This window comes from Psychromicrobium silvestre (assembly GCF_013408295.1).
GTDB lineage: Bacteria > Actinomycetota > Actinomycetes > Actinomycetales > Micrococcaceae > Renibacterium > Renibacterium silvestre.
The window spans coordinates 808,833-829,514 of the sequence record NZ_JACBYQ010000001.1 but is presented as its reverse complement, the minus strand read 5'-3'; the positions used below and the strand labels follow the sequence as shown (position 1 = coordinate 829,514).

Here is a 20,682-nt window from a genome sequence, read left to right as displayed (position 1 = left end):
AGACCATTCCGGTCAGCTAGACTTAAAGCACGGATGGGATAGCTAGACGACCGCGCGTTATCTGCGCTTTAGAGTGCAGATGGCTCGAGGAACGTCCGGGCTCCACAGAGCAGGGTGGTGGGTAACACCCACTCGGGGTAACCCGCAGGCTAGTGCCACAGAAAACAGACCGCCTCTTTTTCCTTCGGGGAGTGAGGTAAGGGTGAAACGGTGGTGTAAGAGACCACCAGCCGTCCAGGTGACTGGATGGGCTAGGTAAACCCCACTCGGAGCAAGGCCAGACAGGGCGCGTTTGAGGGCTGCTCGCCCGAGTGTCCGGGTAGGCTGCTGGAAGGCATCGGCAACGGTGACTGTAGATGGATGGTCGTCGCGGCGTCGCCGGTAACAGCGTCGCTGAACAGAACCCGGCGTATCGGCTATCCCATCCGTATTTAGGCTTGATTTCTCTGCAGTCTTAGGCAGTAAGATTCCAAAGACAATCGACCTCCGGATCGTGAATGGAGCAAGGTATGAAAGCAGCGCAATTCAGCCAGTTCGGGGGACCGGAGGTCCTCGAGATCGTGGATATCCCGCAGCCGCACCCAGCCTCCGGCCAGATACGGATTGCGGTACGCGCGGCCGGTGTGAACGCGAGCGACTGGAAGAAACGCCAGGGTCTGATGGATCAAGAACTCCCACAGACCATGGGATACGAGGCAGCGGGTATCGTTGACGAGCTCGGCGAGGACGTCACAGGCGTCGCCATCGGTGACCGGGTATTCGGGTTCAGCGGCGGCGGCTCCGCGCAGGCGGAGAGCGCGGTGCTTGACTATTATGCACCGATCCCTTCATCGCTTGATTTTGCCGCTGCGGCCGCGCTGCCAGCCGTAGTCGAGACCGCTGCTCGCGGGCTTGACCAACTCGGCGTTGGTGACGGCAGCACAGTGCTCATTAACGGTGCTTCCGGGAGCGTTGGTAGCGCCGCCGTCCAACTCGCAGTTGCACGCGGGGCGCGAGTGGTCGGAACCGGGAGCCCTGGTACGCATGACTACCTGCGTACCTTGGGTGCAGAGCCTGTGGCCTACGGTGACCAGATGACTGAGCTGGTCCGCGCGGTCGCTCCCGACGGCGTGGATTTGGCACTGGACGTTGCCGGCAGCGGGGTTCTTCCGGAGCTTATCGATCTCACCGGCAGTCCGGATCAGGTCATCACCATGGCGGACTTTAGCGGTGCGCAAGAGTATGGTGTGCGATTCAGCAGAGGAGACTCAGGCCGCGCCATTTACGCCCTCGCACAGGTCGGCAGCCTTATCGAGTCCGGGAAGTTCTCGCTCCCAATCGGGCAGACCTTCCCGCTAGCCGAGGTCGCGGAAGCGCATCGTGTCGGCGAATCCGGGCGGGTCCGCGGGAAGCTTGTACTGCTGATTGATTGACCATACTAGCTCGCCAGCACTCTGGCGGCTGGGTCTGCTACGACCACAAGGTGCCGCAGGTTAACGCCAGGGCAATGCCTGATGACCTCATCAGGCGACGGAGTGGCAGCCTACGCCAGAAACGCAGCGATTGAGGTGTCACCGTCCGGACCGTAAGCCCATGTTAGCGTTCTGAAATGATCGTATGGCTCAATGGAACACACGGGGCAGGCAAGACGACGACAGGCGCCCTCGTTCAACAATTGATTCCGGGCTCCAGGGTATTTGATGCCGAGAAAGTCGGTGAAACCCTTATGGACATTACCCCTGGGCTGCCCGCAACGGATAACTTTCAACACTGGGCTCCATGGCGTCCGCTAGTTGTCGAGACCGCACGCCGTGTTCTCGACTACACCGGTGGAACTTTGGTTATGCCGATGACTGTCCTTGTCGAGCAGTACTGGAATGAGATCAAAGAAGGTTTTGCCAAACAGGCGATCCCGGTCAGACATTTCGTGCTCCACGCAGACCAAGACACCCTACGCAACCGCATTATGGGCGACGCACTACTGGGTCCTTCTACCTTCCGTCTGAAATACCTCGATCCATACGCTGAAGCTGCTCAAACCTGGCTACACGCAGAAGCTGAGGTCATCGACACCACCAACCTCACCCCAAGAGAAACCGCGTTGGAGGTCGTAGAAGCCCTCTAGAACTAACGACCCTGAACCTGGCTCATAGGGGAAATGACGGGCTGGAACTTTGTGGAGGGGACGGCTAAGAGGCTTCCTGTACAGCGGCCTCTGAAAGTTCCTGAGCTCGATAAAGAAGTTCAGCCACGACGAGTTCGAACGGCTCCATTGTCCGTTCCGCTCGACTGAGAACCACTGCGCCTTCTATCGAAGCAATCAGCTGCGTTGCGAATCGGGTAGCCTCGAGCTCCGGTACCCCGCTCTGCCGGAGCATTTCAGCCAAGAACCCACGCCATGCACGGAAGACCTCGGCCGCCCGATTGAGCAGTTCTGCGGAATCTGCGGCAACTGCCACGGCAAGAACAGAACATCCCGCCGAGAGTTTCGATCGGACCAGCACAGCGCTCCAGATCTCTACGAAACGTTGAGTGATCACCCCCGCAGACTCGCCCCTGGCTTGTTCCATTAGTTGCATTGCACGCGCTCCAGCGCCAGCGAGTGCTTCGGCGACAAGCTGATTCTTGCCTTCTGGAAAGTGATGATAGATCGATCCGCGTGGAGCGCCTGAGAGTTCGACAACATGGGAAAACGAGGTCTCCTGCAATCCTCGCTCCGCGAGGAGCCTGCCTGCTGCGTCAATCATGGACTGTCTTGTTCCCCGCACCATCAGTACTCTCCCGTTGACATGACATCCATCATAGTTTCTGTTGACGAAATTCATTCCATGGTGGATGATGAATTCCGTATTATGATGACCATCTTAATTTAGAGGAAACTACCATGCCAATGATCGATGTCTACGCCACCGCAGGAACCTTCCAGGATAAGCACCAGCTCGCTCAGGACCTGGCTACCTTGTTGATGGGAATCGAAGAGGTTCCGAACATCCCCATGTTCCGGCAGAACACCGCTGGATTTGTGCACGATTTGCCCGCAGGAGACCTCTCCAACGTTAATGGTGAGAGCAACTATGTTCGCGTTCAGGTGCTTACCAACGCCGGTGCGCTCGACCGCGATAAGCAGCTCGCCGTCGTCAGTAAGTTCACCGAAACCATTGCCGCTGCGGCGGGGGACTCGACCCTTGCTGAGCGCACCTGGGTGCTGCTGACCGAAGCGGTGCCCGGCGGTTGGGGCCTTGGCGGGCACGCGAATACGAACGAAGAATTGGTTGCAGCCGCACGGGCGCAGATTGCCGAACTGCAGGCCAAACAACCCGAAGCGTAAGTCAGCCTTTAGCGAGGCTATTCAAAAAACCAACTGGGTCCATCAGCAGCGGGGCAAAAGCCAGCTCGGCTGCTCCAATGAGCATTAGATCTGAACCCAGAGTGGCCCGCAGGACTCGCACCTGTCCGGCCGGTTCCGACATGGACTGGCTGGACAGGAGCGAATCCAGCACCGCTGGAGCCGCGGCGTAGAGAACGCTAAGGAATCCGTCCAGCAGGATTACTCCGGGGTTGAAGATATTCACGGCGTTGCGCAAGGCAATGCTCAGATAGCCCAGTTGCCTCTCTACCTCCGCCTGTGCATCCGGACGCTCGGCAGCGATGAGTGCCTCCTCCAGTTGCCCCAGCTCGCCTCCATTGAGTCCGAGCAATTCGAGGAGTCTGGACTGTTGGACCTCGGTTTCCAGGCACCCGCGGGCCCCACAATAACAGGGTGAACCGTCGGTCCGCACGAAGGTGTGTCCGAGTTCTCCGGCATAGCCGGAAATGCCGGAGAGCAGCTTGCCATCGGCGATGATTCCGCCGCCAATACCGCTGGCCCCACCGTTAAGGTAGATCAGGTTGCGCAGCTCGGCTCCTGCGCCAAAAATGGATTCCGCTTCCGCTCCGAGCGAAGCATCGTTGGCTGCTTGCGTTGGATATCCGGTGCTGGCTGCCAGCATCCCGGCCACCGGCTCGTTCCTCCAGCCCAGGTGAGGAGCATGCTGCACGACGCCGTCTGCCGGGGTGACGAGCCCAGGAACGGCGATGCCGACACCAACGATCCGATAGTTGGCGTCCAGCTCGGATCGCATTCCCGCGATAACGGCGGCTGCAATACTCACTGCTTCTTGAGCTGAAGGGATTCGTTCGGTCTCGTAGCGGATCTTCTTGATCACATTTCCACCGAGGCTTACTAATCCTATTGTGATGGCATCAATCTCCGGATTAATGGTCAGGGCGGCGATGCTCTCACTGGGGTGAACATCGGGGCTCGGACGACCTACCTGGGTGGCCCCGGATGGAGCCGTCTCGTGTACTAGGTCCAGCGCGACCAGCTGAGCGATCAGCGTGCTGATGGTTGAGCGATTGAGTCCGGTCTGCTTGGCCAACTGCACCCGGCTCAGCACCTTGCGATGGTGCACCATGGACAGCAGCAATGCCAGGTTATTGCGCCGTGCCGGATCCGGATCGTTGGCGGTATTGCTCATCACACTGCCGGAACCAAGCCCGTCTTGCTTCTTCGGTTTCAAGATATCGATCCTCTTAGAAGCCAAGGAGTATCTGGCAGAAGGGAACATCTTGGAACTTTCTTATTTGCTGCATGAGACAACATAACAGGTAATTTGCACCGAAAGATAGCTGTCGAAGCTGAGGGAGTTCTTGAAGGTTCGCTTACATGTGGGGATCTAGGGGTTGACATTGCCTCGATTATGAATAAGTTTGTCTACAGAACATTTTATCTCGATCCTCGTCAATCTCATTCCTTCCACTTTGGAGCCCTCAATGGTGATTCAACCAAGTCGTGACGACAAGTTCTCTTTTGGCCTCTGGACTGTTGGCTGGCAGGCAGGCGACCAATTCGGTTCTGCCACCCGCCCCCCGCTGGATACTGTGGAAGCCATCAACGCTCTTAGCGACCTGGGAGCGTATGGGGTAACTTTTCACGATAATGATTTGTTTCCCTTCGGTGCGACAGCTACCGAACGTCGGAATGAGATCGATAGGCTCAAGGCTGCGCTTGAGGCGACCGGACTTGTTGTGCCGATGGTGACCACCAACCTTTTCAGCCACCCGGTGTTCAAGGACGGCGGGTTCACCAGCAACGACCGCAGCGTGCGTCGCTTCGCCTTGCGAAAGGTGTTAGAAAATCTTGACCTCGGGGCAGAACTCGGTGCGGAGATCTTTGTGATGTGGGGCGGGCGCGAAGGCAGCGAGTACGATGCCGCCAAGGACATTCGCGGTGCCCTGGAGCGCTACCGCGAGGCAATGAACCTACTGGCAGACTATGTCACCGATAGGGGTTACAACCTCCGGTTCGCCATCGAACCAAAGCCTAACGAACCGCGCGGTGACATTCTGCTGCCCACCTTGGGGCATGCACTAGCCTTCATTGAAACTTTAGAGCGGCCGGAGCTTTTCGGGGTCAATCCGGAAACCGGGCACGAGCAGATGGCAGGTCTGAACTTCACCCACGGTATTGCGCAGGCACTCTATCAAGGCAAGCTCTTTCACCTTGATCTCAACGGGCAGCGCAGCATCAAGTTCGACCAGGACCTGGTGTTTGGGCACGGTGATCTGCAGAACGCCTTCTCCCTTGTGGATCTGCTGGAAAATGGTGGTCCCCAGGGTGGACCGGCTTATCAGGGACCTAGGCACTTTGACTATAAGCCCAGCCGCACCGAGGACATCAATGGTGTCTGGGATTCCGCTGCCGCAAATATGCGAACCTACCTGCTGCTCAAGGAACGTGCCAAAGCGTTCCGAGCCGATCCAGAGGTCCAGGCCGCCTTGACCGAGTCCAGAGTGGCGGAGGTCAACGTGCCCACCTTGAATCCCGGGGAGGGGTATAAAGAACTCATCGAGGACCGGAGTGCCTACGAGGAGTTCGACGCCGGAGCCTACTTTGATGGGAAAGGGTTCGGTTTCGTCCGGCTACAGCAGCTTTTCATCGAGCACTTACTGGGCGCCCGCTCCTAGCCCAGTCGCTACAGATTTCGGGGGTTTTGAGCAGTAGATGAGAACTATGATGATCCCCGCGAACGGGATCAATATCCAGAAAAGATTGCGCTGATCATAGCCCGCGTCCCGTAGTCTTCGGGCGGCTACGGCGAGACTCGGTAACAAGATAGCAATCCCCCAGAAGCCAGCGATCAAGGTACCGAGATAGGTCTTGTCCGCAACCTGGAAAACGTTGAGCAGGTTCAGAGCGCTCAGCACCAGGCCGTTGAACAGAGCCCACCACCAGAATTCGGCGCGGGTAGCGAGGCCGTTGAACTCGGAGTATTTACGGAAAACGGTTTGAATAGCTTCACCAAAGGACACTGCCCTGGTCCTTTCGTTCGGATAGTAGAGATCCATCATAAAGGCTCATAGGGTGAAAATAGTCCCAAAAGTTATCCACATTCCTTATCCTTTTCCGATCATGAGGGGCAAATAGTCGGTGCGGCTTCTTAGCGTGGTGTTATGCACATTCACCAAGCCAAAACACCTCGGGAGCTAAGCAAACAAGCCAGCCTCACCGGACTGGTCATAGTGACTTGCCTCGTTTTCCTCAGCACGGCGGTGCTGAGTTGGTGGACGGTTGCCGACAGTGCCGTGCGGTGGCAAGCAGCCTCGGCAGCGCCGGTTATCGTGAAAGCAATAGCGGAGGGCGGAGCCAGACCGCTTTTCGCTATTGAGCCAACCACGGCTTTGGCGCTCTTACAACGGCTTGCGGTCAAAGATCGAGCTCCTTCGAGGGGCTACCGTCGAGAGGCTTTTGGCGAAGCCTGGTACGACCTCGATCACAATGGTTGTGACACTCGGAACGACGTGCTGCGACGGGATCTTCAGTCCCCAGCGTCGGTGCGAGGCTCGCCTTGCCAGATTGCCTCAGGACTCCTGCACGATCCATATACCGCGAAGGACATTGATTTCCAGCGTGGTGCCGAGACCTCTAGTGCGGTTCAGATAGATCATTTAGTTTCGCTCTCGGATGCGTGGCAAAAGGGTGCTCAACAACTCACTGAAGCGCAGCGACTGTCCCTGGCGAACGATCCATTGAATCTGCTAGCAGTGGATGGTCCGCAGAACGTGGAGAAGGGCGCCTCCGATGCTGCCGAATGGTTACCGCCGCAGGAAAATTTCAGGTGCAATTATGTGGCTCGGCAAATCTCAGTCAAGGCCGCTTATGGGCTGTGGTTGAGTCAGGCCGAGAAGACCGCCATGCTGAAGGTCCTGAGTAGCTGTCCGCAGCAGATGTCCTGGAAGGCTGCCTGAGCTGAGCCCAGCTTAATTGAACTGAACTGAACTGAGCTGAATCGAGACGAGCTGAATCGAGCCGGGACGAGCCCAGCCCGGTTTAGGCTAGTGCGCTTCGCATAAGCGCATAAGCGCATAAGCACAGGCCCAGCGGCGGGTTTTCTGTCACTTGCTCATCCGGTTTGGGCGGCTTCAGAAAACTTCAAGGATTCACACAGCAAATCTCGTGGCGTATCTACTGGAAAGAGCTAAGGAAATGGTCCATTCTTATGCCATGAACGAGATACTGAACCCCGTGGAATTGGCACAGAAGAACTTGAAAGAAGCCGAGCGTCAGCTCGCCAAGGCCGAGACGGAGGCTGCTTCGGGCGGTATTGGTCAGGAACGTCTGCAGCAGTTAGAGAAGCTACGTCAGTTCTGCATCGAAGACTTGCAGCGGGTTATCAAGGAAAACTGAAGGCCTAGAAGCTCAGCTGTAGATACCCTTGGCCTACCTGCCAGCTTCCGCCATTTTCGATTCGGCCGAGCACCGTGCGCTGAAGCGCAGTGTCACGGGGTAAGGCGGCGATATTCTGAACGTCTCGTCGGCGGAAAGTAAAGTACACGGCGTCGCTGGGCGTATCTAATAGCTCACCGTAGAGCGTGAATCGCGAGGCAAATTGAGCAATATTGGATTGCGGGGGAAGCGTCTCTAGCAGATAAGGGTCAAGTAACCAGGAAACACAGTTGGCTAGGCGGACCGGCTGCCTCGGGAAAAATTCTGCAAAGAAGGGGACCGCCCGGGCAAGGGAGTCCTCGACCGCAGCAGGGGAGAGCGGACGGCCTTCCTCCTCGGGAATGTGTATCCCCAGCACGGCTTCATTGGAAGCGAGGTCGGCGATACCCTCAGGGCCGGGCTGGATCTGGAATTGCAGACGACCCAATTGGTAAAGAGTGCCGGTGGCGTGCTCGGTGAGCCATCTCCAAGTCTCCAAGCCAAAGAAGCCTGTAGTTACCCGAGAAATCGCGATATGCCTACCAATATCCGCCACAGTGGCACGGATAACTTCTTCGGGAATGCCTCGATCCCGGTACCAGCTTAATTGCTCGGGCAGGAAACGAAGCAGAGCGCTCATCCAGACCAGTTGACCCCCAGCACTGCTGGGTGGTTTTTCACCGAAATTACCCAGCCGCGAACGCAATACGGCTAAAGCGGCCTCAACCTCAGCGGATGGAGCGGACTCAAGCAATGCGCGGGTCTCCACGCGATCATCCGCCCGCACCGCAGCCAGTTCCAGGATCTCTTCGATATTGATCGAATCGGAAGGGGTCATGGACTCAGTGTCCAAAAGGATCGGGATCGATGCCCGGTGTCCAGCTCAGTCCCGGAACGCCCCAGCCGTTGTCCTTGGCCGAGCGACGGGCCTTCCGCTTATAGCGATCCACCAGCTTGTCCACATACAACTTGCCATCTAGATGATCGTATTCGTGCTGCATGCAGCGAGCGAACCATTCAGTGGCCTCGAATTCCACCTTATTGCCATAGGCATCAAAGCCGTTGACTCGCACCCATTCCGCTCGTTTTAGCGGGAAATGGTCGCCGGGAACCGAAAGGCAACCTTCGGCTTCGTCATCGGGGTCGGGGGAGTTCCCCGAGATCTTACCCAACACCAAGGAAGGGTTGACCAAGACGCCCTGGGGAGGAACGCCGTCGTCGTTGTCCATTGCGTAGACGAACACCCGGAGGCTCACCCCAATCTGCGGGGCAGCCAGACCGACCCCATTGGCGGCAGCGTTCGTTTCATGCATATCGGCCACCAAACGCAGCAGATCTTCGTCGAAATCCCGGACCTCAGCGGCTCGTCGATGCAATACCGGGTCGCCCTGGACTCGGATCGAATAAATCGTCACGCAGCACCGCCAGCAATGTCACGACCGACGATGTCTCGCATGATTTCACTGGTGCCGCCGAAAATCGTCAGCAACCGGGACGCCAGGAATGCCTGGGCCACCGGATACTCCAGGATGTACCCATAACCGCCATGTAATTGCAGGCAGCGGTCGGTAATGGACTTCACCCGTTCGCTGGCCCAAAGCTTGGCCTTTGCGGCACTCACGGCATCGAGCTCACCCGCATTGAAGGCCAGAATCGCGCGATCGACGTAGCTTTCGGTCACTTCCACCTCGGTTTGGATATCGGCCAGCGCAAAACGGCTGTTTTGGAAATCGATCACGCGTTCCCCAAAGGCATTCCGGTCCTTGGTGTATTGCACTGTGGCCTCAAAAATGCTGCGAGCGACGGCGGAGCTTGCCACCGCAATAGCCAGCCGGCCCTGCGGCAGTTGGGCCGCAGCGTACTCCAGCCCGCGGCCAAGCTCACCGAGCAGATCGTCAGCTGGGACCCGAACGTTATCGAAGAACAGCTCGGCGGTATCGGAGGCTTTTAGACCCATCTTGTCCAACTGTTTTCCGGTGTTGTAGCCCTCGCCTTTGCGCACCATGAACAGCGAGTAGGAGTCCTTATTACCGCGACCGCTTCCACCGTCGGTCCGCGCGAGTACTAAGGCTGCGTCGCCGGAGATCCCATTGCCGATGAAAGTCTTCTGACCGCTGATCAACCAATCGTCGCCGTCGCGCACTGCTTTGGTCCGTACTCCCCGCAGATCCGAACCCGCGCCCGGTTCGGTCATTGCGATGGAGGTGACGATTTCTCCCGAGACCATACCGGGCAGCCAACGTTCCTTGAGGTCCTCGGAACCGTAGGCGAGCAGATGCGGCAAAACCATGTCGTCGTGTAAATGGAAGGCCAGGCCAACCGCTAAATGGTTGGCTCGGGCGAATTCCTCGTCCAGCACGGCGCGGAAACGGTAATCCGTCATTCCCATGCCACCAAAGTCCTCGGGCACCGCCAGGCCAAGTAGACCTTGCTCTCCGGCTGCGTTCCACAGGCTCCGGTCCATCATGTGTTCGGCATCCCACTGCGCGTAATGCGGGGCTACCTCACGATGATTAAACTCCTGGGCAACTTCTCGGAATAGCTCGTGATCTTCTTCGAAAAGCGAGCGCTTCATCTCCGGTGCCCTCTCGTCATTGTTCAGCGGTCGTCATTTTTCAGCACGAAGGCCGCACCGGTAAACCGATGCGGCCTTCGCTTGAGAGTGTTCAACCACTCTTCTGGGTGAGATACGGGGATTGAACCCGCGACCCCCTGGACCACAACCAGGTGCTCTGCCAGCTGAGCTAATCCCACCATGTGCGTTCCCGCAGCGACAACTAGTCTACAGGTTCGGAGGCAGTGCTCATAACTCGGCGCGAGATCTGCTGTGCTGTAGCGGAATCCGGGCCCGGAGCGGGGACAAAAACGGCTTCTCGATAGTAGCGAAGCTCATTGATGGAGTCCTTGATATCTCCCAGTGCTCGGTGACCGCCTTGTTTGGCCGGAGATTGAAAATAAGCACGGGTGAACCAGCGTCGGGAAAGTTCTTTGATGGTGGAGACATCGATCACTCGATAGTGCAAATGCTCAATCACCTTCGGCATGTCTCGGGCTAGGAAGCCGCGATCGGTACCCACAGAGTTGCCACCGAGCTGAGCTTTGCCCGATTCCGGAACATGCTCGGTGATGTAAGCCAGTACCTTTTCTTCGGCTTCTTCCATTGATATGCCGTGGGGCAACTCATCGATCAGCTTCGAGGTGGTGTGCATTTGCCGGACGAAGTCACCCATTTGAGCAACGGCAGCCTGCTCGGGTTTGATCACCACATCGACGCCCTCGCCAAGAATATTCAGCTCAGAGTCGGTGACCAGGACTGCAACTTCGATCAGGGCGTCCACGCTCAGATCGAGGCCGGTCATCTCACAATCAATCCATACGATGCGTTCAGCAGAAACAGAAGAATTAGCCACCTGACCAATCTACCGTGTGCTGAAGGGGTCCCGGGAAGCTGGACTGGTCTAAAATGAGTTGAGTTTCATCACTCTCCGCCCTTGACCTCCTCAGGAGCAGCACAATACTGCCGGATCGGAATCAGCCCTATGACAACGCCCGAGTCACCAACCGGCGTTGGACAGCGCCCGGACGCTGATTCGCCGGTGCGGGACACGCCCGATCAAGAGAATGATTTTCACGACGCGTGGAAACCGCTGACCGCGGGGCTAGTGGGATCGCTGCTGTTAATGTTCGGTTCGGTAGGAATCGGTTGGCTAGCGCAGTCCTCCGCGCTCTGGCGGAATCCGATATTCATCTGGATGCGGGCCGAGCCAGCGGGCATTGTGATCTCGGTTGCTTGTATCGCAATTGGTGGCATGGTCTTGGTGCGTGCTTGGCTCAGATTGGGGCAGCGATTTACCGACTGGCCACCAGCCTCTGGCCGGATTGTGAAGAAAGCCATTCTGATGTGGTCGCTGCCCTTGATGGTGACCATTCCATTGTTCAGCAGGGACGTCTACGCCTATATCGGCCAAGGCCGATTGATGCAGGCGAATCTGAATCCGTATGTCAACGGTATTTCGGCGCTTTCCAATTGGTTCAACCTGGGCGCCGATAAGCTCTGGGCCGAGGCTCCGACGCCTTACGGCCCGGTGTTCTTATGGATTGAACAGTTTGTGGTGACAGTCAGCGGAGGCAATCCGGAACTTTCGGTTTTCCTCTTCCGGGTTTGTTCCGCTTTCGGCGTGCTACTTTGCGTTATTTACGTGCCGCGGTTGGCCGTTCTGCACGGAGTGAACCCGAATCGGGCGCTGTGGCTCAGCGTGGCTAATCCTTTGCTTTTGGTAAATTTCTTGGCTGCCGTTCATAACGACGCGCTGATGATCGGCTTGGCCGTGGCCGGACTCTACTACTGCGCTACTAAACGTTATATTTTCGGCATCGTACTGATCACTGCCTCGATCGCGATCAAGCCGATCACCGTGATTCTGCTACCTTTTGTGGCTTTGCTCTGGGCCGGGAAGAAAGCCAGTTGGCCGCGTAAATTCCTTTATTGGGGTATGACGGCGGCGCTTTCGCTGGGCATTATGGCGCTACTTGGCTGGATCAACGGTTTTGGATTCGGCTGGATCAACGGACTTTCAGCGCCCGGCAGCGTATGGATTTGGTACGCACCGGTGGGGGCGCTCGGCCTTATTGTGGCCAGTCTGGGCAGTGCCCTGGGCTGGGATGGCTGGGCGATCACCGGTCATATCTGGGACGCAGCCAAGGTCCTAGCGGTTGGCATCGTGGTCTGGCTGGCTTTCAGAGGCAGCTATGAGCGGATCATTCGGCGGATGGCGCTGGCTTTTGCCGCCGTCGTTCTGCTGTCTTCGATGATTCAGAGCTGGTACGTGGTCTGGCTGATCCCGCTCTTCGCGATCACCGGGATTCGCAATGACTGGCAGGTCAAGACGCTTTACTTCATCCTGTCCTTCTTCATGATCTACTCGATCTCGGATCAGCTCAACGTCTGGCCTTATCTTCAGCAACAGGACGCCTGGATCAACCTGGACAGCGCTAGACTCGCGGCGGCACTAATTGCGCTGGGCTTCGCCATCTACGTGGTCTTTGTGGATAGGAAGACTCGTAAGCTCTTCCTACGCACCGAACACACCACGCTGGATGTCATCTAGCTGGCTTGGACGGCGCCCTTGCGCGCTAACTGGATCACCTCTCGGATGGCCCAGCCCAGCAAAATAAATAGACCCAGATTCCGCAACGACAAGATCACCGCGATAGCCGGATTCAACTCGTAGAGCTGTACGTAGAAAATTGGGTAGACCAGTGTGGTGAGCACAGCGATGCAGAGCATTAGATAGCCCGGGAAGCGCCACTGTTGCTTGTTGTAGAACAGGCCGACTGCCACAATCGCTGCCAGCCAAAGCTGGAACTGCGGCGAGCCAACTTTATTGAAAACAATGAAGGAAGCAACTAGCGCCAGCGAGCCCGCCACGATGAGTTGCTGGGGGTTGGCGCCACGGCGCAGAGCCCAGAGCAGCAGAACAACAATGACGACGGCGGCCAGCGCCAGCAGGGGATTCATCACCGATCCGATGGTCTCGCTGAGTCCGCCCCGAACCTCACGAGTATTTATCGAGACATCCTCGAAGATGTAGGTGTCACCCTGATGCAAAATGGCTTGCCACAGCCCAGGAGTAGTAAAGGGCGCTTCCAATTGCATGCCTCGCCCGCCCTGGGCGGTAAGGAAACCCAGTAAATACTGCAAACCGCCGCCGGCAGCCACTACAGCCACCACAGCTGCGGTAACCACGACGCCGGCGATGATCGCCTTAATCCGGTGCTTACTGGCGACTATGACGGCAAACAGCACGGCAGCCGGCCACACCTTGACCCAGGTGGCCAGGCTGAGCATTGCCGCAGCCAGGTAGGGGCGTGCCGCTAGCAAGAGCAAAGCGGTTATTACCACCGGTGCGGTCAAACCATCGATCCGGCCGACTGCCACCGTACCTAGGATGGCGGTGGCACCAAGCCACCAATAAGCCGCGTAGTAACCGTTCTGAGACCGCGGTTTCGCCAAGAACCAGATCGCCATAAAATTCAGCACCGCGAACAGTAGGAACCAGGCTAGTTGATACAGGTAGCCACCGAAAACTGCCCCAATTAAGATCGGCAGCATGGCACCTACCGGGTAGACCCACGCTTGGGTTATGCCCTGCCACTGGCCTTGCTGGAGGCCCTCTAAAGCCCAGAATCGGTAGTACCCGATATCACTGAGCACTTGCCCGCTGAAGATCAAGGGGGAAAGCAAGCCCAGAATCAGTAGGTGCAGAACGCCGAAGGTGAGCCACAGGGCGCGCGGCTGGTGGAATTTTTTCTGCAAAGTCTCAGACAAGCGCGGGTCCTTGTGGTGGTGGCGGGTGCTTCAGGAACATAGGAAGAATAACATCGTGCCGGGTTCCTACCTCAGCTCAGATGCTTGAGTGCCTCTCTGCGGGAGAGCGGACTGAGCTGGGTTTCCCGCACCGCCACGAACTCCTTGACCCACTCGGGATCCGTTTTTGCATACTCGCGTAAAGCCCAGCCGATGGCCTTCCGGATGAAGAATTCCGAATCCGGCATATTCGGTTCGATGACTTGAGTTAGCAGTTCGACGTCGGTTCCGGCCTTCGCCTGCAACTGACTGATAATCGAGAGCCTTCGAAACCAGAAATCCTCGTCCTCGCTCCAAGTCAGGATGAGAGGTTTCATGGTTGAGGGATGGGCTTGGAGCAAATCTTTGATCCGATGAGCCACCTCATCGACGTGATCCCACCAGGCTCCGGTACTGACCATCTCGCAATAGAGCGGCAGGAAAATCAGATTCGCGCGGGTGGCCTTGAGTCCGGTGAGCGCCATCGCGACATAGCGTTCTTCGCGGAACTCCGCTTCCCGCCAGAGTACCGTTGCGGTGTTGAGTAGAGATGCCTCGCCGCTGAAAGGGAAGCTGCGGGCCGCCGTCGTCGTGAATTTGCGAACCACCGGCATCGGAACGCCGAGGTAGGGCATGCTGGACTTCATATAAGCCTGCATTTTTAGGGCACGCTCGGGGTCTTGGGATTCACGCAGCCCGCGGCGGATGTGTTCGATCAATTTCTGGTTGGGCATCACACTATTAAACATCTGTAAGGTGCCATTGCGTAGACTTGCGCCATGGTCGAGTTGAAATCTCCGGGTGAAATCCAGGCTCTCCGTGAAGCCGGACGCGTTGTTGCGCAAGCACTGGCCGCAGTGCGTGCGGAAGCGCGGGTGGGGGTGTCACTCAAAGAACTGGATGAGGTGGCAGCGGACGTGATTGCCGCTGCGGGAGCCAAGCCGGCCTTTCTGAATTACCACCCGAGGTGGGCGCCGACGCCCTTTGACGGGGTGATTTGTGCCAGCGTGAACGACGCGATTGTGCACGGAGTGCCGAATGGTTATCGGATTGCCGACGGAGACCTGGTCTCGATTGACTGCGGTGCCTTTTTGGACGGCTGGTGTGGTGATTCGGCCATTAGCTTCATCGTGGGTACCGTGAATCCGGATGACCAGGCGCTCATCGACGCTTGTGATGCTGCCCTGGCGCGGGGGATTGAGCAGGCAAGGGTTGGTAACAAAATCGGGGACATTGCCTATGCGGTGGGTGGAGAAGCCCGACGGGACGGTTACGGGATCTTGGCCGATCACGGTGGGCACGGCGTCGGGCGAGCGATGCACGAAGATCCGCATGTGCCTAACGATGGCAGGCCCGGCCGAGGACTTAAGTTGAGTGAGGGCTTGGTGATCGCCATCGAGCCGATGCTGATAACCGGCGGGTCCGATGCCTACCGGCACGATGCCGATGGCTGGACACTGAGATCGCCGGATGGTCGCCGTGCCGCGCACAGCGAACACACGATAGCGGTGACCGCCGAGGGGCCAGTGATCCTCACGGCGCTTTAGGCTCTGGCCCTTTCTGCCGGTGACCACTGAGTTGACGCTAGATGGCCTGCGGTCAATATCGCCTCAGGATTCGGTAGAGTAGTAGAGATGTTTTGCCCTTATGGGCGAACACCAGCCTCGGTAGCTCAGCGGATAGAGCAGGAGCCTTCTAATCTCTTGGTCGTGGGTTCGATTCCCGCCCGGGGCACAATACTCTTTTATTTACACTGAACATGGGCGCGCATGGGACTGCTGTCTGACGGTTTACTGACAGTTATGAATCAGGGCTGCTAGGTCGAGAGCCAGGGCAGGTAGGGGAGCGCTGCCGACGCGACTCAACTCCCGGTGCCAAGAACAGGAAACTATCCCAAGTGATAGTCGAGAAATGGTCTAACGAACAAATCCCCACCCGAAGGTCGAGGATTAGGTATTGACGATTCAAATATCCGGCTCAATAATGGGTGGTATGACTGAAACTTTGCAGGTGAAGTATGGGCTCAAATATCTTTCCGGGGTGAATAAAGGTGAGGTTTTTGAGATCGCGGCCACCCAGGAAGACAGAGCAATTGGTTACGTACAGCAGCAAGCCGATGCGCTCGGCTTCGAGGCAGCGGCGGTCTCCTCGACCGATGGTGGGAACACCTGGCAAACCATTTAGTTACTTGGTGGGCGCCGGTTCAGTGTGTTCGGGTCTTTGGGGTAGAAGCATCGCTTAGGACCTAAAGGACAAGCATGTAAATCGCCGCGACTGACATGCTTATTCACCGCAAGCTTTGTCCGCACAGGCACCGAAGGGCGGACAAGGTATGCAGTCGCGGTCTTGCGGTGAAAACCGGACCCTTTCTGAGCTCAGAAAGGGTTGGGCCATCGTGACCGCGTGCACCTGCTGACCACACATCCGTGATCGCTCTTTCGAAGTGGCCCCGGCTTCTCCAGCTCCCATAGTCGTTGTGAGGCAGGCGAGGAGCCAGTGTTTTCAGGCGATCAGGGCCCCCGGCCGAGCGCTTAACGAACTGGCTCAACTCTCGGGCACTTGCTGAGTGGTCCTAAAAATCCCAGTCTGCTCATCGGGCAGCTAGGTAACCGATCTAGCACCCTTGCCAGCGGTCACGGACTTGAGTGCGTCCAGTGCCTCCCGCATGAACAGTGATAGCTCGTGTTCTTCCTTTGTGGCGATCCATCGATGGAAGCTGACCTTGAAAAGAGCAATCCCAGACTCTGCGGCCAGACTAGCCTCGGGTTCCGCAATGCCGTGCTGGCGCAGAGTTTCGGCCAGCGCAGCCGAGGTTGAGGCGAGCTTAATCAGGTCGCGTTCCTGGAGCTCGGGGTTCAACATGATCACGGCCTGACGAGAACGCACGAAATCACGTTGCTCGGTGAGCATCTCAGCAATCGCCTCAAGCCCCGCGGCTAGCGCGTCGATCGGCGCGACAGACTTCAGCGCATCGGACACGGCCCCCACAAACCGGTCCCGAAACTCATCGGCGGTGGCAAACAGCACCTCGCGTTTATCGGCGTAGTGATTGAAGAAGGTTCGCTCGGTAAGCCCGGCGTGTTTGGCGATCTCTGCGACGGCTGTCTGTTCGTAACCACGCTCGCTGTAGAGTTCCAGCGCTGCTGCTGCCAGTCGCCCGCGTGCATTCGGCTCCCATCTACTCATAGCTAGATACTATCTGATTGCAGTTGCTGCAATCAGATCATAAGATTGATTACAGTAACTGAAGTCAACTAATGGAGTTTCTTATGCGTATCTTTGTGACCGGAGCCTCCGGTTTTATCGGCTCTGCTGTCGTTCCCGAGCTCATCGGCGCGGGCCATCAGGTCGTGGGGCTTGCCCGCTCAGCCACCTCCGCCGCCGCGCTCAGCGCAGCCGGCGTCGAAGTCGTCCACGGCACTCTTGATGACCTCGAGCTGTTGGGGGAAACTGCCGCGGCCTCCGACGGGGTGATCAACCTTGCCTTTCATGGCGAACGTGCCTTCACCGGCGACTACCTGGGCGCCGCTGAGGCTGATCGTCGCGTCGTCGATACCTTCGGCGATGCATTGGCAGGTACCGATCGCCCGCTAGTGTTGGCCAGTGGTTTCATCGGCTTCCCCACCGGGCGCGCAGTAACCGAGCGGGATGAACCCATCGTTGATGATTCCCCCTATGTAATTCGGTCGGTCACCGCCCAGGCTGCTCTCGCTTTTTCCTCGCGCGGCGTCAGATCCTCGGTGGTCCGGGTTTCTCCGACCGTCCACGGTGAGGGGGACCGTGCCTGGGTACCGCACTTGGTCGCCACCGCTCGCGCCAAGAATGTCTCCGCCTACATTGGTGACGGCAGCAATCGGTGGCCTGCGGTTCACCGACTTGATATCGCCCGATTGTTCCGCCTGGCCGTTGAGGAAGCACCCGCGGGATCGGCGCTGCATGGTGCTGCGGAGGAGGGCGTCGCGCTCCGAGATATCGCTGAAATGATCGCTCGCCGCCTTGACCTACCGGTGACTTCCGTTGCCCCTGAGACCGCAGAGAAGCACTTCGGCTGGCTGAGTCCCTTCATGAGCCTCGACGTCCCGGTGTCGAACACCCTCACCCGTGAACTGCTGGGCTGGCAGCCCTCCCAACCCAGCCTGCTCGAAGACCTGGCCAAGGGGCGCTACTTCGACACTGAAGTCACCCGCGAACTGCTCCGCTGATGAGCGGGCACTCCTCCTCCCCAAACCCGTTTAAGTGACCTTTTCCTCACATCGTGTGTTCGCATCGTGGCGGTGTTCCTCACCTGGTCGGAAACTGGCAGTGGCCTTATCAAGGCAACTGAAAGAGAAACCGAATAGATCCAGGAGTAGAGATCATGAACGATGTAGTAACCGTCCGAGGCTTTGTGGCAAGTGAGGTGCGAATGACCCTGACCGAATCTGGTTGGCCGATAGCAACCTTTCGCCTTGGTTCCACCGAGCGCCGCTTTGATCGAGTGCGGAGCCAATGGGTTGACGCCGGAACTAATTGGTACTCGGTGTCAATGTTCCGTGGCCTAGCGCAAAACGCTTCCTGCAGCGTGAGTAAGGGGGAACGGGTGATTGTCACCGGGAAATTGAAACTGCGGCAATGGACCAAGGGGGAGCGGCACGGAATTGCACCAGAAATCGATGCCGACGCGGTGGGGCATGATCTGGTCTGGGGTACGGCGAAATTCAAAAGGGCAAGCACTACTGCAGAGCTGGAGAAGATCGCTGGTGATGCATCTGCTGAGCCTCGGGCGCTAGATCAGGTGGAAACAGGAACTCCTGAAGGACGGGACGCAAGTTCTGAAGAGCCAGCCAGTAGTCCACAAGAAGCTCCCGCCCAACCTCCCGAACAACTGATCTTTGCCGCTCAAGCCGGAGGTACACAGGGAGAGGGCACCGAGAGTGTGCAGGACGACGGCGACGCTCGACTAAGCGGTGAGGCTCCACCCAGTCAGGTTGTCAAGGCGCCGAAACCGAGGGGGAGAAGTTCGGTAACAAGGGACGATAGTAGTGACGATTCTGAGCCACCGTTTTAGTTTGTTGGCGGTCTGCCCGAGGGTTTCGCACAGCGAAATACCAGAGCTAGGCTTGCCAGCAACGGGTGTGATCAGGCGGGGGCTTTTTTGACCTCAAGAGTTCTTGAGGTTCTAGGTTGAGTCCATGACTATTGATGACCGCTCAATTGACGCCGGAAAGGATACTGTGGCCGCCAAAGAGTCTGTCTGGTCGCCGCAGTATCTGATGACCACGATAGGAATGTTTTCCATCGTGGTGCTGACCGCCTTTGAATCCCTTGCGGTGACGACCATCATGCCTTTAGTTAGTGCAGAGCTCTCCGGAGATGCCCTTTATGGCCTGGTGTTCGCCATGACCTTCGCCACCGGTGTGATTGGTATGGTGGCGGCGGGATCCTGGTCTGATCGCAGGGGCCCACGGACGCCGCTTTTTGCAGCGCTGGGAATTTTTGCGCTCGGACTGCTGATGGCAGGCTTGGCTTCCTCGATGTTGATGCTGGTAGCTGCCCGTGCGGTCCAGGGGATCGGTAGCGGGGCGATTAGCGTGGTGATCTATGTACTGCTTGCCAGAATCTACCCGGCGAGGCTCTTACCGAAGATCTTTGCAGCCTTTTCGGTAGCCTGGGCCGTGCCCTCGGTGGTAGGCCCCTTCATCGCAGGCCTTATCGCAGATCATCTGCACTGGAGATGGGTTTTCTTCGGTGTGCTGATCCTCCTTCCACTGGCTTTGATGATGATGTTGCCAGGTATCCGTGCCAACTCCGGTCAGATGGGGCCAGGAAACGCCGAGACTCCTTGGCGAAAGCGGCTTCTATGGGCTTTGCTGGTCGCGATAGCGACCTTGTTACTAGGCATGGCTGCGCAATTTTCGGGCATCGCCGCGCTGCTTTTGGTCATTGCTGGGCTAGCCGGGGTGATGATCGCGGTGCGTCCTTTGCTGCCGCCGGGAACCCTGCGATCACGGCGGGGACTGCCGAGCATCATCTTGCTTCGAGCGCTTCTTTCGGCAGCCTTTTTCAGCGCAGAGGTCTACATCGTCCTCGGGCTGGTCAACCATTACGAGCTGAGCCCGACCCTGGCGGGATTGGCGCTTACAGTGGGTGGAATTTCGTGGACAGCTGCCTCGGTGACGCAATCCAGGCTCACAGAGCAACTGTCCCACGCCCGGGCGGTGAGGGTGGGTGCAGCATCGCTTTGTTTCTCACTTTTCGTCATTACGGGGGCTGTGCTGATGTCACTGCCCGCGCCGATGCTCATCGCAGCTTGGATTTTTGCCGGGGCGGGAATGGGATTTGGGCTGGCCCGATTGAGCACCATGGGCTTGTCGCAAGCCTCCCAGAGCAATCAGGGAGAGATATCCTCGGCCATGTCCATGGCGGACTCGATCGGTTCTGCAGCAGCCTTGGCTATTGTCGGGGTGATCTTCGGTGCTCTTTCCGCGCTGCTACCGGCCTCGGAGCTCGAACACAGCCGCTGGCCGGTGACCGGAGCACTCGTGTTTTCCTTGCTGATGGCGATACTTGCCCTATTGGTCTGCTTCCGTACGACGAGTCGGGCAACGATGATAGCTACTCGCGGTGAGTAGTT

The 20,682-nt window shown here is 57.8% G+C and carries 22 protein-coding genes, 2 tRNA genes and 1 other RNA gene; 14 read left to right on the top strand and 11 right to left on the bottom strand.

All coding sequences use genetic code 11. The annotated features are described in order from the left end of the window. Positions 1-34 precede the first annotated feature (34 nt). The 3 genes from rnpB to FHU41_RS03935 all read left to right on the top strand — a co-directional run bounded on the left by rnpB (position 35) and on the right by FHU41_RS03935 (position 2,104). Positions 35-428, top strand: an RNA gene (gene rnpB / locus FHU41_RS03945) — RNase P RNA component class A. 81 nt (positions 429-509) lie between these two features. Then, positions 510-1,412 carry an NADP-dependent oxidoreductase gene (locus FHU41_RS03940; protein ID WP_179388311.1) on the top strand — a complete coding sequence of 301 codons (903 nt, stop codon included), beginning with the start codon at positions 510-512 and terminating at the stop codon, positions 1,410-1,412. Between the two features lie 176 nt (positions 1,413-1,588). Then, positions 1,589-2,104, top strand: a complete 516-nt coding sequence (locus tag FHU41_RS03935; RefSeq protein ID WP_179388310.1) for a P-loop nucleotide/nucleoside kinase family protein — start codon at positions 1,589-1,591, stop codon at positions 2,102-2,104. Between the two features lie 64 nt (positions 2,105-2,168). Here FHU41_RS03935 and FHU41_RS03930 read toward each other — a convergent pair whose 3' ends face one another. After that, positions 2,169-2,726: a TetR/AcrR family transcriptional regulator gene (locus FHU41_RS03930; RefSeq protein WP_218846930.1), complete on the bottom strand. Its 558-nt coding sequence runs from the start codon at positions 2,724-2,726 to the stop codon at positions 2,169-2,171. Between the two features lie 137 nt (positions 2,727-2,863). Between FHU41_RS03930 and FHU41_RS03925 the strand changes: the two genes are divergently transcribed. Next, positions 2,864-3,307 (top strand): tautomerase family protein, encoded by a 444-nt coding sequence (locus tag FHU41_RS03925; RefSeq protein ID WP_179388308.1) that lies wholly within the window; start codon positions 2,864-2,866, stop codon positions 3,305-3,307. A 1-nt stretch (position 3,308) separates the two neighbouring features. Here FHU41_RS03925 and FHU41_RS03920 read toward each other — a convergent pair whose 3' ends face one another. Further along, on the bottom strand, positions 3,309-4,586 hold the full coding sequence (locus tag FHU41_RS03920) for an ROK family transcriptional regulator (protein ID WP_246279424.1): 1,278 nt from the start codon (positions 4,584-4,586) through the stop codon (positions 3,309-3,311). A gap of 205 nt (positions 4,587-4,791) precedes the next feature. Here FHU41_RS03920 and xylA point away from each other — a divergent pair, with 205 nt between their 5' ends. Next, the gene (gene xylA / locus FHU41_RS03915) at positions 4,792-5,985 is read left to right on the top strand and encodes a xylose isomerase (RefSeq protein ID WP_179388307.1); all 1,194 of its coding nucleotides are present in this window, start codon (positions 4,792-4,794) and stop codon (positions 5,983-5,985) included. Here xylA and FHU41_RS03910 read toward each other — a convergent pair. Next, positions 5,965-6,369 (bottom strand): DUF805 domain-containing protein, encoded by a 405-nt coding sequence (locus FHU41_RS03910; RefSeq protein WP_218846928.1) that lies wholly within the window; start codon positions 6,367-6,369, stop codon positions 5,965-5,967. The two genes, xylA and FHU41_RS03910, sit on opposite strands and share 21 nt — an antisense overlap. 102 nt (positions 6,370-6,471) lie before the next feature. Here FHU41_RS03910 and FHU41_RS03905 point away from each other — a divergent pair, with 102 nt between their 5' ends. Together FHU41_RS03905 and FHU41_RS03900 are read left to right on the top strand one after the other, a co-directional pair. After that, positions 6,472-7,266: an HNH endonuclease family protein gene (locus tag FHU41_RS03905; protein ID WP_179388306.1), complete on the top strand. Its 795-nt coding sequence runs from the start codon at positions 6,472-6,474 to the stop codon at positions 7,264-7,266. A 256-nt stretch (positions 7,267-7,522) separates the two neighbouring features. After that, complete coding sequence (locus tag FHU41_RS03900; protein ID WP_179388305.1) at positions 7,523-7,705, top strand: hypothetical protein; 183 nt, start codon at positions 7,523-7,525, stop codon at positions 7,703-7,705. A gap of 4 nt (positions 7,706-7,709) precedes the next feature. Here the strand turns inward: FHU41_RS03900 and FHU41_RS03895 are convergent, their stop codons facing one another. From FHU41_RS03895 to orn, 5 genes are all read right to left on the bottom strand, one after another. Then, the gene (locus FHU41_RS03895) at positions 7,710-8,561 is read right to left on the bottom strand and encodes an acyltransferase domain-containing protein (protein WP_179388304.1); all 852 of its coding nucleotides are present in this window, start codon (positions 8,559-8,561) and stop codon (positions 7,710-7,712) included. Between the two features lie 4 nt (positions 8,562-8,565). After that, a complete protein-coding gene (def, locus tag FHU41_RS03890; protein ID WP_179388303.1) occupies positions 8,566-9,138 on the bottom strand; it encodes a peptide deformylase in 573 nt (190 codons plus the stop codon). Next, positions 9,135-10,298: an acyl-CoA dehydrogenase family protein gene (locus tag FHU41_RS03885; RefSeq protein ID WP_179388302.1), complete on the bottom strand. Its 1,164-nt coding sequence runs from the start codon at positions 10,296-10,298 to the stop codon at positions 9,135-9,137. The genes def and FHU41_RS03885 overlap by 4 nt, the downstream gene beginning before the upstream one ends. 106 nt (positions 10,299-10,404) lie before the next feature. Continuing rightward, a tRNA-His gene (locus FHU41_RS03880) sits at positions 10,405-10,477 on the bottom strand. Between the two features lie 23 nt (positions 10,478-10,500). Then, positions 10,501-11,133: an oligoribonuclease gene (gene orn / locus FHU41_RS03875; protein WP_343046237.1), complete on the bottom strand. Its 633-nt coding sequence runs from the start codon at positions 11,131-11,133 to the stop codon at positions 10,501-10,503. Between the two features lie 129 nt (positions 11,134-11,262). Here orn and mptB point away from each other — a divergent pair, with 129 nt between their 5' ends. Further along, positions 11,263-12,831 (top strand): polyprenol phosphomannose-dependent alpha 1,6 mannosyltransferase MptB, encoded by a 1,569-nt coding sequence (gene mptB, locus FHU41_RS03870; RefSeq protein ID WP_179388301.1) that lies wholly within the window; start codon positions 11,263-11,265, stop codon positions 12,829-12,831. Here the strand turns inward: mptB and FHU41_RS03865 are convergent. Both FHU41_RS03865 and FHU41_RS03860 read right to left on the bottom strand, forming a co-directional pair. Beyond that, positions 12,828-14,051, bottom strand: a complete 1,224-nt coding sequence (locus FHU41_RS03865) for a glycosyltransferase 87 family protein (RefSeq protein ID WP_179388300.1) — start codon at positions 14,049-14,051, stop codon at positions 12,828-12,830. The genes mptB and FHU41_RS03865 overlap by 4 nt on opposite strands. A gap of 71 nt (positions 14,052-14,122) precedes the next feature. After that, positions 14,123-14,803, bottom strand: coding sequence for a DNA alkylation repair protein (locus tag FHU41_RS03860; RefSeq protein WP_179388299.1), 681 nt, complete (start codon positions 14,801-14,803; stop codon positions 14,123-14,125). 45 nt (positions 14,804-14,848) lie between these two features. On the opposite strand from FHU41_RS03860, the gene map reads away from it, so the two are divergent. The 3 genes from map (at position 14,849) to FHU41_RS03845 (ending at position 16,253) form a co-directional block, all read left to right on the top strand. Then, positions 14,849-15,616 (top strand): type I methionyl aminopeptidase, encoded by a 768-nt coding sequence (map, locus tag FHU41_RS03855; RefSeq protein ID WP_179388298.1) that lies wholly within the window; start codon positions 14,849-14,851, stop codon positions 15,614-15,616. Between the two features lie 114 nt (positions 15,617-15,730). Beyond that, positions 15,731-15,803 (top strand) — tRNA-Arg (locus tag FHU41_RS03850). 258 nt (positions 15,804-16,061) lie between these two features. Beyond that, positions 16,062-16,253, top strand: coding sequence for a hypothetical protein (locus tag FHU41_RS03845; RefSeq protein WP_179388297.1), 192 nt, complete (start codon positions 16,062-16,064; stop codon positions 16,251-16,253). Between the two features lie 417 nt (positions 16,254-16,670). Here the strand turns inward: FHU41_RS03845 and FHU41_RS03840 are convergent, their stop codons facing one another. Beyond that, positions 16,671-17,255 (bottom strand): TetR/AcrR family transcriptional regulator, encoded by a 585-nt coding sequence (locus FHU41_RS03840; RefSeq protein WP_179388296.1) that lies wholly within the window; start codon positions 17,253-17,255, stop codon positions 16,671-16,673. Positions 17,256-17,338: 83 nt separating this feature from the next. On the opposite strand from FHU41_RS03840, the gene FHU41_RS03835 reads away from it, so the two are divergent. The 3 genes from FHU41_RS03835 (at position 17,339) to FHU41_RS03825 (ending at position 20,680) form a co-directional block, all read left to right on the top strand. After that, positions 17,339-18,271, top strand: a complete 933-nt coding sequence (locus FHU41_RS03835) for an SDR family oxidoreductase (RefSeq protein WP_179388295.1) — start codon at positions 17,339-17,341, stop codon at positions 18,269-18,271. A 155-nt stretch (positions 18,272-18,426) separates the two neighbouring features. Beyond that, entirely contained in the window at positions 18,427-19,116 is a 690-nt protein-coding gene (locus tag FHU41_RS03830) for a single-stranded DNA-binding protein (protein ID WP_179388294.1), read from the top strand. Positions 19,117-19,240: 124 nt separating this feature from the next. After that, positions 19,241-20,680, top strand: coding sequence for an MFS transporter (locus tag FHU41_RS03825; protein WP_246279423.1), 1,440 nt, complete (start codon positions 19,241-19,243; stop codon positions 20,678-20,680). Positions 20,681-20,682: the final 2 nt, after the last annotated feature.